We start from the raw sequence: 13,372 nt of genomic DNA, 5'->3' as shown, positions 1-13,372 counted from the left end.
CCTCGGCTTCATCGGCATCCTCGGCGCCGCAGTGCTCGTCTCCCTGGGCGCGGGAGCCTTCCTGCCCCCGCAGGCCATCCCTTACTTCGGGCTGATCCCACTCGGCTTGGGACTGTGGGCCGCGTGGCAGGCCTGGCGCGGGGACGATGATGACGACGACGCAAAGATCGAGGGCAAGAACGTCGCCGTGTGGACCGTGGCCGGCGTAACCTTCGCCAACGGCGGCGACAACATCGGCGTCTACGTCCCCGTCTTTCTCAACGTGGGCCCGGGAGCCGTAGTCGCCTACTGCATCGTGTTCCTAGTGCTGGTGGCAGGACTGGTGGGCCTGGCCAAGTTCGTCGCCACCCGCCGACCGATCGCCGAAGTCCTAGAGCGCTGGGAACACATCCTGTTCCCGACAGTCCTGATCGGCCTGGGCGCGTTCATCCTGATCAGCGGCGGAGCATTCGGACTCTGACAGAACCGACGCAAACCCCACCACGCACCCGTGAGCCGCCGACTCGCTCTAATTCTTCCGGCCAGAACGCCCGATTGGTACGTCGCCGCCAAGAAGTAGCCACAGAAGACCGCCACAGAGCGATCAAGTCCACAACTCAACCCTGTGACACAGCGGCGATGGCGGCGCCACCACCGTCCCACACGGGTGTACTCCAAAGAGACGATGAACTGGCGCCTTGGCAAACAAGGGAGGGCTGTGGGGCTGACTTGTCCCTGCGTTGTCCGGTCTGCCAGACGGACGTGAACATCTCCTTGTAAGACTGTCCACCCCGGGGCCGGGAGCGGATGACCGGCGGGGTCGAAGCGGCGGATGCGGGGCCGGCCCGCCGGGCGCCCGGGCGGACATGGCGAGAGCCCCGGACCTCTCTCGAGATCCGGGGCTCTCCCCGTGGCGGTGGCGGTGGGATTTGAACCCACGGTTGGGGGTTACCCAACACAGCATTTCGAGTGCTGCACCTTCGGCCGCTCGGACACGCCACCGCCGATCAGGCTACTGCACGAGGGCCCGCAGAGAAAAATCGGCGCGGGCACACGCTCACTTGTCGTTGCCGGTGAGCTTGCTGGCGGCCTCGTTGGCCTTGTCCTTGAGCTTCTCGGCGCCCTGCTTCAGGCCCGCCGCGCCCTGGTCGGCCTGACCCTCGGCCTGCAGATCACGGTCGCCCGTCGCGGCGCCCGCGGACTCCTTGGCGCGGCCGCCCAGCTCCTCGGCCTTGTTCGAGAACTTGTCTCCCACTCCCATGTGGTACTCCTCTCGATCGCGGCGCCGGGGCCCGGCGCCTCTCGAGATCCACCGTATCCACGCCCGGCCGGGGCCTCCACCGCGTGCGGGTCACGATCGGATCACCGGGCGGGGCGGGCCGGCGTCAGCGTCGGGCGCGGAAGAAGTCCTCGAGAACAGCCGCGCACTCGTCCTCCAGCACGCCGCCGTGCACCTCTGGCCGGTGCACCAGCCGCCGGTCGCGCACGACGTCCCACAGCGAGCCGCAGGCCCCCGTCCGCGGCTCCCACGCCCCGAACACGATCCGGCCCACCCGCGCCGCGACCGCCGCCCCCGCGCACATCGTGCAGGGCTCGAGCGTCACCACGAGGGTGCAGTCGTCCAACCGCCAGCCGTCACCGAGCACCCTCGCGGCCTCGCGCAGCGCGAGCACCTCGGCGTGGGCGAACGGGTCGCCGTCGGTCTCTCGGCGATTGGTGGCGGCGGCCAGCTCGGTGCCGTCCGGGCCGATGACGACCGCGCCGACGGGCACGTCCTCGGGCGGGGTGCCCGCGGCAACGGCCAGCGCGCGGCGCACGAGGGCCTTGTTCGCGCGGTGCACCCTCACGAGTCGGGCAGGTGCCGCTCGATCTCGTCGCCGAACCCCATCCGCTCGGCCACGGACTGCAGCTGCTCGTCGGCGTACAGATCCACCTCGGAGACGATGATCTCCAGCACCCCGGCCGGCAGACCCATGTCCTCGAGGATCGCCATGTCGCCCTCGCCCCAGGGATCGGTGTCCTCGAGCTCCTCGTCGGTCATGTCGGGGACGTCCACGTTGAGCTCGTCGAGCACGTCGGCGGCGAGGTCGTAGTCCAGCGACGCGGTGGCGTCGGAGAGCATGAGCCGCATGCCGGACGGGCCCGGGCGCAGGATCACGAAGAACTCGTGGTCCACGTCCACCAACCCGAACGACGGCCCCTCGGCCCGCAGCGCGCGGACCTGCCGCGCGGCGTCGTCGAGACTCGTCAGCGCGGCGTCGTCCAGGCGCGTGACCTGCCACGATCCGCCGTCCTGCACCACCCCGAGCGCGATGCCGGTCACCGAGTCGTCGTCGGAATCGCGGGCGTGTCGGTCGGAGCTGCTGGCCATGGGCTCAACCGTAGTCTGCTGTGAGAACCTTGTCAGGTGACGGTGACGGCGGACGTGTGCGTGCTCGGGGCGGGTCTGATCGGCGGTTCGCTGATGCGGGCCCTCGGCCCCGAACGGGCCTTCGGATGGAACCGTTCCGCCGCAGGCGCCGAGGCCGCCACCGCCGCGGGTTTCGCCGTCACCACGGACCTGCCCGACACGCTCCGCCGGGCCCGGGAGTCAGATGCCCTCGTCGTCGTCGCCGTCCCCCTCCCCGCCCTCGACGCGGTCCTGGGCGCGGTGGCCGAGCACGCACCGGGCGTCGCCCTCACCGACGTCATCAGCGTCAAGGGGCCCGTCCTGGACGCGGTGCGGCGCCACGGCCTCGGGGCGCGGTTCGTGGGCGGGCACCCCATGGCCGGCACCGCCCACTCCGGCTGGGACGCGGGCGACCCGGACCTGTTCCGCGGCGCCACGTGGCTCGTCGCGGCGGACCCGGGCGCCGACCCCGACACGTGGGCGCGGGTCGCGCGGCTCGCGATGGACAGCGGCGCGCGGATCCTCTCGGCGACGTCGGCCGAACACGACGCGGCGGTCGCCCGGATCTCCCACCTCGGCCACGTCCTGGCGGAGGCGCTCGCGCTGGCCGGCGGGCGGGGCGGGGACCTCGCGCTCGCGCTGGCGGCCGGGTCGTTCCGCGACGGCACCCGCGTGGCGGGGACGGCCCCCGACCTGGTGCGGGCCATCTGCGAGCCCAACCGGGACGCGCTGCTGGACGTGCTGGACGACTGCCTGGCCGACCTGCGGGACGCGCGGGCGTCGCTGGCCGAGCGGGGAACGCTGGGACCGCTCGTCGACGACGGGCACCGCGCGCGGCGCGCCTACGAGGAGGCGCAGGCCGGGGCAGGGGCGGCCGGGGAGCCGGTGGAGGTCACGCCGGGAGCCGCGGGGTGGCTCGAGGAGCTGCGCGCGGCGGGGGCGGCGGGCCGGGAGGTCAGGCCCGGCGGCAGGCCGTTCAGGCCCGGCGACTGAGCCCCGGCACGTCGATGATGACGCCGTCGGCATCAACAGTCGCGCTGGTCGAGGCGGTCGCCGTGAATCCGTGGACCTGCTCGTCGTCGCTGGACAGGGTCACCGTGTCCTCGGTGACGTCGAGCGTCATGGAATCCACCGAGAGCACGCGCTCCTCCGCGGATCCGGGCTGGGCGTGCAGCCCGAGGCGCCGGATCATGACGCTGGCGAAGAACACGCTGTAGGTGACGTCCACGTCGACCACGCCGTCGCCGCCCACGCGGGACCGGGTGCCGCTCGGATCGTCGAGGAGCCAGGCGCCCTCGTCGTCGCAGGCCAGGTCTATGGACCGCTCGTATTCCTCGGTGCTCACCGTCAGCCCGACCCGACGCAGGGCCTGATCCGAGCCGATCTCCGCGTCATATTCGACCGTGAAGGCCACGTGCTCGGGGTGCGCCGCGGAGACGATCCGACCGCGGGCACGCGCGGAATCACCCCTGGGAACGACTCTGACCTGCTCGATCACCCTGCCGGTCTCGGAGATCCACGTGTACATGCAGGGAGCCGAGGCGCGCGGCGCTTCGGGCTGCGAAGAGGGCGTCTGAGAAGCGTTCACACCGACCACGGTAGGAAAATCTTCAGTAAAACGCACATCCGGATCCCCCGCCACCTCAGCGTGGACGCAGGTCCACGCGCGCCCGACGCCAGGGGTACAGCGTCACGTTGCGGGACCGCGGCCACTCCCGCCCGCTGCCGACCGGCTCCAGTCGGTACCTCTCGAGGAGTTGCCGGAGGATGACCTCGCCCTCCATCATCGCGAACGACGCGCCGATGCACCGGCGCGCCCCGCCACCGAACGGCAGCCACTCCGTGGGCGTGGGCACCTCGCCCAGGAACCTCCCGGGGTCGAAGTCGAGGGGCGACGGATAGGTCCCCGGGGAGCGGTGGGCCAGGACGATCGACGGCGACACGGTCACGCCCCGCGGGTAGGTGTGCCCGCCGATCGTGGCCGGCTCCTGCAGCTCCCGCATGACCATGGGCACGACCGGGTGCAGTCGCAGGACCTCCTTGAGCACGGCGTCGAGGTACTCCGACCCGTCCCCGGCGATCTCGGCGACGCAGCGCTCCTGGACCCGCGGATGCCGGGCCAGCTCGAGCACCGACCACGCCATGGCGGTGGCCGTGGTCTCGTGCCCGGCCGCGACAAGGGTCATGAGCTGGTCGCGCAGCTCCGCGTCCGAGAGCCCCTGCGCGTCGGTGGCCGAGGCGCGCACCAGCAGTGCCATGAGGTCCCGCCGCTCCTCGAGCGCCGGGTCGCGCCGGGCGGCCTCGATCTCCTCGCCGAGGAACTCGTGGATGGTCTCGAGGTCGCGCACCTCGCGGCTCCACGGCCACAGCCGGCGCAGCGGACCGATCCCCAGCCCGATCATCACGACCGGCCCCGCGTCGACCGCCCGGGCGACGATCGGTCGCATCCGGTCCAGCCTCGCGGAGTCGGTCACGCCGAACACGACCCGCAGGATCACCTCGAGGGTGAGCTGATTGAGCAGGACGTGCGCGCGGACCCGGCCCGATCGCGGCCACCGGGACAGCTGCTCGGCGGTCACCTCCTCGACGAGCTCGCGGTAGCCGGCGATCTCGCGCCGCCCGAACGCCGGCGCCAGCAGTCGCCGCGCGCGGGCGTGCTCGTCACCGTCCTGAAGCAGGAGCGAGTGGTCGCCCAGGAGGGGACGGAGCAGGTCGTTGCCCTTACCGGCGTGGAAGACCGACGGCGAGCCGGCGAACACGTCTTTGACCTGCGCGGGCTCGGAGACCGCGACGACCTTCCGCCCCCGGGGCATGAGATCGAGCGTGAACGGCACCCCGTACCGGCGGGCCGCCGCGGGGAACACGGCCGCGGGGGCGGCGAGAGCGAGCACCGCCTGCAGGAGGCGGGGCGCCCTCGGGCCCGGCGGGAGCCTGTGTGCGACGTCACTGATCATGCGCCCACCGTACGAGTCGCCCGGGCCGACCGCAGCGGGTTCGCTTCCGCGATCCGCGCGGCCGTGCACCCCTGTGGCACCCGCGGGTCGCCGGACGTTCACCGTGATCGTCACCTCGTCGTCGTCGATCGGGTTTACCCTGGGCCGCATGGCCCTGCTCCCGGTGGACACGGACTCGACGCCCGACGACATCGCCGCCCTCCTCGCCGTGGACGCCGCGGTGCGCGCGGCGGTGGGACTCGAGCACGACCGACCCACCGCCACGGCGCTGCACTGGGCCGGCGCGGAGGGCATGTGGATGGCCCTCCTGCGGCCCGGTGACGGACGCGCCCTGCTGGCCGGATGGCACCACGAGTTCTCCCTCACCGAGGGCAGCGGGCGCGCCGGCGAGGCCGGCACCGACCTCGTGGGCGACGCACCCGGCTGGTGGCGCCGCGGAGTCGAGCACGCGCGGTCCCGCGGGGCGTACCTGGGGTTCCTCTACGGCTGGGACGGGTCGCGCTGGTGGAGACTGGACCAGCCCGTCGACGACGGCTTCGACCCCGAGCTGTTCCCCGTGACGCGGGCGGCGCTGCGCGACATCATCGACGACCTGGCCGATTCCACGCTCCTCGACGACCCCGACCCTGACGCCGTCGAGGCGCTGCTCGACGCCGGGTCCGGACTCACCGCCGCGCACCTCGCCGCGGTCCTCCACGCCCCCGACGGCTGGCCGGAGGTCGACCTCGACGCCGGGGCACGCGCCGCCGACGAGTACCGCTCCACGGTCCTCGCCTGACCCCCCACGGCCCCTCTGACGCCCCCGATTTCTGTCACGATGGTCCGGTGAGAAGACTCGGCTACGTCGCGGCGAGGCGCCTCGGCCTGGAGGTGCTCGGCTGGACGCTCGTCGCCCTGGGCGTCGCCGCGCTGTTCCTGCCCGGCCCCGGACTGCTCATGCTCTTCGCCGGGACCGTCGTGCTCTCGCGGCAGTACGACTGGTTCGACCGGCGGCTCCTCACGATCAAGCGGCTCGCCATGGAGGGCGCCTCACACGGGGTCCAGTCGTGGCCCAGGATCGCCGGCTCGGCGCTCGGCGTGGCCTGGCTGATCGGGCTGGGCATCTTCTGGGGCATCGGGGCGGCGGTGCCGGGATGGTGGCCGTTCTCGCCGGACCTGTGGCTGGTCGGCGGGTGGGGCACCGGTGGCACCCTCATCTTCTCGGGGCTCGTGGCGCTGGCGCTGCTCGTCTACGCCTTCCGGCGGTTCCGGGGCAGCCCGTACGACCACGAGGCCGAGGTGGTCCACGACCGTCAGCGGCGCGAGGAGCGTCGCCGGGCGCGCGCCGCACGACGCCACGCCCGCGCCGAGGTCACGCCAGGCTGAACCGTTCCTCCCCGCCGACCGCGACCAGCCGCTCCTCCCCCGCCACCCGGACGCGGACCGGGGTCGCGTCGATCACGCCATCGCGGTGCCGGATCACCACCTCGTCGCGCGTCACCGTCACGGTGAGCGGGGAGCGCAGGTGGATCACCGAGAACGAGACACCGTCGATCGCCCCCGGCAGGTTCGGCTCCAGGTGGAGCATCCCGCCCTCGGCCCGCATGCCGGCGTAGAAGCGTTGCACGAGGTCGACCGTGCCCGCCATGACCCCCATGTGGATGCCCTCGCGGGTGGTGCCGCCCTGGATGTCGCCCACGTCGCTGCGCAGCGCCACAGTGAACCGCTCCCACGAGGAGTCCGGGTCGAAGCGGGCGAGGACGCCGGCGTGGGTGATGTACGACAGGGTCGACCCGTGCGAGGTCCGGCGGTCGTAGTACTCGATCGTGCGGCGGGCGGCATCCTCGGGGAACTCGTAACCGAGCCGGGTGAAGATGCGGCGCAGCTCGTCGTCACCGAACAGGAAGAACAGCATCACCGCGTCGGCCTGCTTGGCCAGCTTGTAGCGGTCCGGTGTGTCGCCCTCGGCCTTGAGGATCCGGTCGAGGCGCTGGATGTCGCCGTACTTCGCGCGGTAGGCGTCCCAGTCCAGTTCCTCGAGGTCGGCGTAGCCCTCGAACTGGCTGATGATCCCGTCGTGGAACGGCACGAACATCCGGCGGCTCATGTCCTTCCATCGCTCGATCTCCTCGTCGCGGAGCTCCAGCCGGGCGCGGACGGCGTCGGCGCGCGGCGACGGCAGCAGGTCGAGCAGGTTCGCGGCGATGTCGCAGATCCACGCCACGAAGACGTTGGTGTAGGCGTTGTTGCGGAGGCCGCCCTCGGCCGCGCCCGGGTACTTCTCGTGGTACTCGTCCGGGCCCATCACGCCGTGGATCTCGTAGCGTTCCCGGTCGGACGAGTAGTGGGCGGCCGACGACCAGAACCGTGCGATGCCGAGCATCAGCTCCGCGCCGTGGGATTCGAGGAACATCGTGTCCTCGGTGGTGACGACGTATTGCCAGACGTTGTAGAAGATCGCGGCGCTGACGTGCCGCTGGTTGTGGGACAGGTCGACGTCCCACTTCCCCGACATCGGGTTGAGGTGGACCTCCTGGGTCTCCTCGGTGCCGAGCGATCCGCTCTGCCAGGGGAACATGAAGCCGGCGCGCCCGGTGGCCCGGGCGGCGGCGCGCGCCTCGGCCAGGCGACGGTAGCGGTACATGAGCAGACTGCGGGTGACACCCGGCAACCGGTGCGTGAGGAACGGCAGGACGAACAGCTCGTCCCAGAACACGTGGCCGCGGTAGGCCTCGCCGTTGATCCCTCGGGCGGGGACGCCGGCGTCGAGATCGGCGGTGTTGGGCGAACACGTCTGCAGGATGTGGCTGATGTGGACGCGCAGGAGATGCTGGGCCTCGTCGTCGCCGAACACCTGCACGTCGCACGCCTGCCAAAGCCGGTCCCACGACTCGCGGTGGTGCGCGAGGGCGGACTCGAACGACCTCGACCTGGCCACCGAGCGGTGCGCCCGCACGAGCGTGTCGCCCGTCGCGGGGTCGCGCGAGGTGAACAGCGCCACCGACTTCTCCACGGTCACCGGCACCCCGCGCTCGAGGTCGAGGTGCAGCGTCTGTTGGACGTGGTCGGGGGTGCGGAAGTCGGTGCGTGGCACCTCGACCGGCCGGCCGGCGGCGAGGACACAGGTCCGGGCGGCGACGCTGACGGTGACCTCGGACTGGCGGGTCCGGGTCTTGAGCGCCATCACTTCCGGTTCCGGGAACTCCGTTCCGACGGGGTGGAGGTGGGTTCCCTCGAGGTCGCGGTAGCGGGGCACGCCGTCGTTGGTGACGCGCCCGTCGATCGCGCTGACGACCTCGGCGGGCCCGGACCAGTTGAGCGGGGTGAGGGTCCACTCGAGGTAGGCGTGGTGCATCGACGCCATGGAGGTGAACCGGCGGCTGACCAGTTCGGTCTCGCGCCCCTCGCGGTCGCGGAAGCGCAGGTGCCGGGTGAGCACCGCGGCGCGGAGGTCGAGCCGGTGCCGGTAGTCGAAGACCTCCACGTCCGCGAGGCGCAGGACCTCCGCGCCGCCGACGCGGAGTTTCAGCGGCAGCCAGTTGGGCAGGTTGACCAGGTCCTCGTTGTGGACCGGGACACCGCCGAGCAGGGTGGTCGCGCGGTTGTAGAGGCCGTGGACGTAGGTGCCGGGGTAATGGACGTCGTCGGCCTCCTCCCACTCGGCCGCGCCGCGGGTGGCCATGTACCCGTTGCCGGTCGAGGTGAGGGTTTCGCGCAGGCCCTCGTCCCGGGGATCGACGCCGTCGTAGGCGAGGGTGAAGGCGGCGTCGGTATCACCGGCGGTGTCCAGGAGACCGGTGTGCGAGATGGTCACACCTGTGACACAACCACACCCGAGTCGTCGGCGGGCCCGGTTGGCGGTCCGGTTCTCGGGATCGTCACCCCGCCGAGACCCGCCGGCTACGCCGATGGGCTATGATCTAGGTCACAGTCGGGACGGTTCGGGCCGCGCCGCGAACCCCCTTGTCGACCGTCTCGTCGGACACGGGAGTGCACCATGACCGTTCAGCTCATCGAGATCACCGAGGACGTCGCCGACCGCATGCAGATCCTCACCACGCCGACGGCCTGTCAGGTGGAGGACGCACGGATGATCATCGTCGATCTGCTCGGCTCGGCGCCCTCGTGGCCACTGGCCGTTCTGGTCGACCAGGTCTGCATGGCGTACGAGTGCCCGGACGGTGAGCGCCTGATGGTCGATCTGCGCGACCGGGAGGGACTGGCGGACGACCTGCTCCGGGACGAGCCGGCGCTCAAGCGTGTGCGGTGGGTGCGCGCCACGCGGATGGCGCTGCGCGAGCTGACCGACGCGGGAGAGGTCGTGTGGAGCCAGCCGTCGGACGATCCCGACGAGGTCGATCACCCGGAGGTACAGGTGCTGATGTCCGGCGCGGAGCCGCGGGCCTTCCACATCTACGTGGGTGAGCCGCTGCCCGACGGGTCGGTCTCCTTGCGGTAGCGCACGGCCACCGCGAGCATCACCGCGCCGACCGCGATGAACGACAGGACGCGGAACAGGCCCGGCAGCGTGGCGAGGTCCAGCAGGAGCAGCTTCGCCAGCGCGAGCGCGCCCAGGACGAACCCGAGCCGGCGGGCGTCGGCGATGCGGGGGCTCGGGGTGAGGACCAGCCACGCCGCGCAGCAGATCCACAGCACGGTCACCACGAGGTGCGCGGCGAGGAACCCGGTGCGCGCCGCGCCGGTGAGGTCGCCGATCGTCACGCCGGCGGCGACGATCATCACCGAGAAGGTGGCCAGGGCGACGACCGCACCGACCATCGTCACGCGCCCGGCCTCGCGGGGCAGTCGGCGCCGCGCCCACCACGTGACGGCGGCCGCCAACGCAGTGACGGCGAGCGCGGAGACGACGTCCCAGTAGCTGAACTCGCGCACCGCGAGCCGTTCGCTGAGCGCGAGGTGCGGTTCGTTGACGCCCAGGTACACGAGCAGGGCGAGTACGGACGCGGCTCCGGCCACCCAGTGCAGCCACCTGCGGCCCCACAGCCCGGCCGCCGCGACGTACGCCAGCGCGCTGAGGGTGAGGGCGAAGCCGGTCATCTCGCGCCCGCCCAGCTCGACCCAGGTGAGCAGGAGTAGCGCGCTGCCGACGATGCCGGTCACCGCGGACAGGTGCGTGGCGTGACGGTCGCGGTCCGTGCCGCCGGCGCGGTCCGTGCCGGCGGTGCGGCCGGCGAGGACGGCGACGACCAGGTAGGCCGCGGCGAGGAGCAGGCCGTAGGGCCAGCCGGGCCGGAGGAGGTATGTGGCGGGCAGGAGGGCGAGGGGCAGTGCGGTGGGGACGACGACGAGGGCCGCGTTCTCGACGGCGGGGCTCCGGCGGAGTGAGTCGTACCAGGCCACCCCTGCTCCGACGGCGGCGAAGACGAGGGCGGTCGCGATGAGCGCCATCTGTTCGCCGCGGGAGTGGAGGGCGGCCTGCGAGAGGTATCCGGCCAGCAGGATGCCGGGGAGGACGGACCACACGACGCGGACGGCCACCCCCAGGTCGGCGGCGAGGGCGGCGGTGGCGATGCCGACGATCGCGACGAAGACCGGCAGTTCGACGTCCGTGGAGATGAACGGCGCGAGCAGCATCGTGCCCGCGGACACGAGGCACGCCAGCAGCCCCGAGGCCCACCGTTGGGCCAGCGCCATGCCGCCGAGGGCGAGTCCGCCGACGAACATGAACGCGGCCGGGACGGGGATCCACAGGTAGAGGGTGGTCGCGGCGATGATGTCGAGCATCGCGGCGGCGAGTCCGGTTCCGACGAGCGCGAGCGCGCCGGGGTTGACCGGGGTCCCGGCCGTCGGCTCGTGGCGCGCCTGAAGTCGTAGGCCTAGCGCGACGAGGACCACCGCGAGCGCGGCGGCGGCGATCACCCGCGCGATCGGCGGGAAGAGGCCGGCCTGGATGGCGACCACCAGCAGGAAGGCGATGCCGGCGAGCATGACCGACCCGCCGATCGCCGCGATGACGGTGGCGGCGGTGATCCGCGGCGCCCGCCGCGGACGCGCCTCGGCCGGCGGTGCCCACGGCTGCGGCGGCTGCGGCGGCTGCGGCAGCGACTGCGGCGGGCCTGTCGGCCGAGGCGGCGGCGCCGGCTGCCATGCGTGCTCGCGCGCCGGCTGCTGCCACGGTCGGCCCGGGCGCACCCCGTGCGCTGGCGGTTCGGGCGCTGGCGGTCCGGGCGGCTGCCAGGGCGACCCGGGCCGGGCCGCCTGCGCGGCCTGAGCGGGGCCGGCGTGGCGACCGAGCGCGATCAGCCCGGCCCGGACCTCCGCGACCTCCGCGGTGATGCGCCCGAGGCGGGCGTCGAGGTCGGCGAGGGCGCGCTGCAGGTCAGGCTGCTCGGGGTTCACCTCAGAATCATCTCCCGCCCCGGCCCCGGCGTCCATATGTCAGGCCCGGGCCCGGGCGCTACCGCCGTGCGCGCTGAGCCGCCGGTGCCGGACGCGACCGTAGTACGAGGATCACGCCGACGGCACTGACGGCCATCCCCACCACCGCCGGGAGGGTGATCGGGACACCGAACATGAGCCACACCCAGACCATGGTCGTGGGCGGAGTGAGGTACAGCAGGACGCTGGCCACGGTGGCGCCGCGAGTGCGGGTGACGAAGACGAAGAGGACGTATCCGCACAGCGTGGACAGGAATACCAGCCAGGCCACTGCCGTCCAGAAGTCGGTTTCCGCCTCGGGCGCAGCCTGACCGGTCAGCACCGCTGCGACCATCAGGACCACACCCGCGACGACGGACTGCATGGTGATGGACTGCAGCAGTGTCTCGGTGGGGCGCAGGCGCTGGGTGAGGACCGTGCCCGTGGCCAGGCTGAGCATGCCCGCGGCCGGGAACAGGTACGCCCACCACGGTGCGGTCCCCGCGTCCAGGCCGCCGGAGACGACCACCACCACGCCCGCCAGTCCGAGGGCCATACCGATCCACATGCCGGCCGTTGTGCGTTCGCCGAGCACGCGACCGGCGACGGTGGCCACGAGCAGCGGCTGGAGCGCGGCGATGAGGGCCGCGGTGCCGCCGTCGACGCCGCGCGCGACCCCCTCGAAGATCATGAACAGGAACACGGCCTGGCTGAACAGGCCGAGGGCGGCCTGCCGGGTCCACGACGCACGGTCGTCCAGCCGCACCCGCAGCACGAGGCAGACGCTCACCAGCAGAACGCCGAGGATCGAGAACCGCCAGGCCAGCAGCTGCAGCGGTGTGCCGCCGGCGCGGGTGCCGAGCTCCGCGCCGACGTAGCCGGAACTCCACATGAGCACCAGCGCCACCGACGCCAGATGGCCGCCGTTCCGGCGGAGCGCCTGACGCGCGGACTCGGGCATCGTCACACCTTATGAAGCAGCCGCCCTCGCCGTCGTCGACCCGCTTCACACCACCCCCTCACGCGAGGGGGACAGGCCGAGCCGACGCACAGCGATGCCCGCGCGGGGTGTGACACGATCAGCCGGTACTCCTCACGCCGGACAGGGGCCGCGATGCGCACTCGACTCGTCACCACCGTCGGCGCGGGACTGGCGGCGACCGGACTGCTCGTGGCATGCGGCAGTGGCAGCGGCGATTCCCTCCGACCGCCACCGACGCCGGAAGCCACCGTCGAGAGTTCGGTTTCGTCCGACGCCCAGCAGGAGCCGGCCGCCCCGGAGAGCGTGATCGTGTGCCAACCGGGGATGGTCGACACCGCCTCGACCGCCGACGACGTCCCCGCGTGGCCAGGCCCCCCGCCGGCGGAATTCGAGTTGCCGGCACCTACACCTGCCCCGCGCGGCTGCGGAATGCTCACCGGCCCGCAGGCGCGAACCGTCTACGAGGCGGCGCTTGCTCACCCGGCCGCTCTTCTGGAAGAAGGGCACCTCGAAAGCGACGACGACCTGAGCGACACCAGTGATGCGCTGTGGGGGCTCGACGGCATGGTGGTGTGGATCGTCGTCGAGCCACAGTGGTGATTCCGACGGCGGTGACCCGGCCCGGTCACACGCCGGCCGGCCCGTCGAGGTGCTTTTCACGCACGCCGGAAGCGCCGCCGCGGCGTGTCAGGCGGGGCGGGTGTGGGGGCC

At 72.4% G+C, this 13,372-nt stretch carries 14 protein-coding genes and 1 tRNA gene; 6 read left to right on the top strand and 9 right to left on the bottom strand.

The window, feature by feature from the left end:
- A partial coding sequence (locus tag DCI01S_RS14760) for a cadmium resistance transporter (RefSeq protein WP_061229929.1) occupies positions 1 to 460 on the top strand: 460 nt, incomplete at its 5' end.
- 430 nt (positions 461 to 890) lie between these two features.
- Here the strand turns inward: DCI01S_RS14760 and DCI01S_RS14755 are convergent.
- From DCI01S_RS14755 to DCI01S_RS14740, 4 genes are all read right to left on the bottom strand, one after another.
- Positions 891 to 981: transfer RNA gene (locus DCI01S_RS14755), tRNA-Ser, on the bottom strand.
- Between the two features lie 55 nt (positions 982 to 1,036).
- Positions 1,037 to 1,240 (bottom strand): CsbD family protein, encoded by a 204-nt coding sequence (locus DCI01S_RS14750; RefSeq protein ID WP_007627815.1) that lies wholly within the window; start codon positions 1,238 to 1,240, stop codon positions 1,037 to 1,039.
- Between the two features lie 124 nt (positions 1,241 to 1,364).
- Entirely contained in the window at positions 1,365 to 1,820 is a 456-nt protein-coding gene (locus tag DCI01S_RS14745; protein WP_061229928.1) for a nucleoside deaminase, read from the bottom strand.
- A gap of 2 nt (positions 1,821 to 1,822) precedes the next feature.
- Positions 1,823 to 2,350 carry a tRNA adenosine deaminase-associated protein gene (locus tag DCI01S_RS14740; RefSeq protein WP_061229927.1) on the bottom strand — a complete coding sequence of 176 codons (528 nt, stop codon included), beginning with the start codon at positions 2,348 to 2,350 and terminating at the stop codon, positions 1,823 to 1,825.
- Between the two features lie 36 nt (positions 2,351 to 2,386).
- Between DCI01S_RS14740 and DCI01S_RS14735 the strand changes: the two genes are divergently transcribed.
- Positions 2,387 to 3,361 (top strand): prephenate dehydrogenase, encoded by a 975-nt coding sequence (locus tag DCI01S_RS14735; RefSeq protein ID WP_061229926.1) that lies wholly within the window; start codon positions 2,387 to 2,389, stop codon positions 3,359 to 3,361.
- On the opposite strand, the gene DCI01S_RS14730 is transcribed toward DCI01S_RS14735, so the two are convergent.
- Together DCI01S_RS14730 and DCI01S_RS14725 are read right to left on the bottom strand one after the other, a co-directional pair.
- Positions 3,345 to 3,896, bottom strand: a complete 552-nt coding sequence (locus DCI01S_RS14730) for a putative glycolipid-binding domain-containing protein (protein WP_061229925.1) — start codon at positions 3,894 to 3,896, stop codon at positions 3,345 to 3,347. The two genes, DCI01S_RS14735 and DCI01S_RS14730, sit on opposite strands and share 17 nt — an antisense overlap.
- Before the next feature lie 115 nt (positions 3,897 to 4,011).
- A complete protein-coding gene (locus DCI01S_RS14725) occupies positions 4,012 to 5,322 on the bottom strand; it encodes a cytochrome P450 (RefSeq protein WP_174521564.1) in 1,311 nt (436 codons plus the stop codon).
- 148 nt (positions 5,323 to 5,470) lie between these two features.
- Here DCI01S_RS14725 and DCI01S_RS14720 point away from each other — a divergent pair, with 148 nt between their 5' ends.
- Together DCI01S_RS14720 and DCI01S_RS14715 are read left to right on the top strand one after the other, a co-directional pair.
- Positions 5,471 to 6,100, top strand: a complete 630-nt coding sequence (locus DCI01S_RS14720) for a hypothetical protein (protein ID WP_061229923.1) — start codon at positions 5,471 to 5,473, stop codon at positions 6,098 to 6,100.
- A 47-nt stretch (positions 6,101 to 6,147) separates the two neighbouring features.
- Positions 6,148 to 6,687: a PGPGW domain-containing protein gene (locus DCI01S_RS14715; protein WP_061229922.1), complete on the top strand. Its 540-nt coding sequence runs from the start codon at positions 6,148 to 6,150 to the stop codon at positions 6,685 to 6,687.
- Here DCI01S_RS14715 and DCI01S_RS14710 read toward each other — a convergent pair.
- Positions 6,674 to 9,115, bottom strand: coding sequence for a glycoside hydrolase family 65 protein (locus DCI01S_RS14710; protein WP_061229921.1), 2,442 nt, complete (start codon positions 9,113 to 9,115; stop codon positions 6,674 to 6,676). The two genes, DCI01S_RS14715 and DCI01S_RS14710, sit on opposite strands and share 14 nt — an antisense overlap.
- A gap of 183 nt (positions 9,116 to 9,298) precedes the next feature.
- Between DCI01S_RS14710 and DCI01S_RS14705 the strand changes: the two genes are divergently transcribed.
- Positions 9,299 to 9,760 (top strand): hypothetical protein, encoded by a 462-nt coding sequence (locus tag DCI01S_RS14705; protein WP_061229920.1) that lies wholly within the window; start codon positions 9,299 to 9,301, stop codon positions 9,758 to 9,760.
- Here the strand turns inward: DCI01S_RS14705 and DCI01S_RS14700 are convergent.
- Together DCI01S_RS14700 and DCI01S_RS14695 are read right to left on the bottom strand one after the other, a co-directional pair.
- Positions 9,715 to 11,661, bottom strand: a complete 1,947-nt coding sequence (locus DCI01S_RS14700; RefSeq protein WP_061229919.1) for a DUF2339 domain-containing protein — start codon at positions 11,659 to 11,661, stop codon at positions 9,715 to 9,717. The two genes, DCI01S_RS14705 and DCI01S_RS14700, sit on opposite strands and share 46 nt — an antisense overlap.
- A 58-nt stretch (positions 11,662 to 11,719) precedes the next feature.
- On the bottom strand, positions 11,720 to 12,640 hold the full coding sequence (locus DCI01S_RS14695) for a DMT family transporter (protein WP_061229930.1): 921 nt from the start codon (positions 12,638 to 12,640) through the stop codon (positions 11,720 to 11,722).
- 153 nt (positions 12,641 to 12,793) lie between these two features.
- On the opposite strand from DCI01S_RS14695, the gene DCI01S_RS14690 reads away from it, so the two are divergent.
- Positions 12,794 to 13,261, top strand: coding sequence for a hypothetical protein (locus DCI01S_RS14690; RefSeq protein ID WP_061229918.1), 468 nt, complete (start codon positions 12,794 to 12,796; stop codon positions 13,259 to 13,261).
- Positions 13,262 to 13,372 lie beyond the last annotated feature (111 nt).

It is taken from the genome of Dietzia cinnamea NBRC 102147 (assembly GCF_001571065.1).
Classification (GTDB): Bacteria; Actinomycetota; Actinomycetes; order Mycobacteriales; family Mycobacteriaceae; genus Dietzia; species Dietzia cinnamea.
This window is presented reverse-complemented; position numbering and strand designations above follow the sequence as displayed.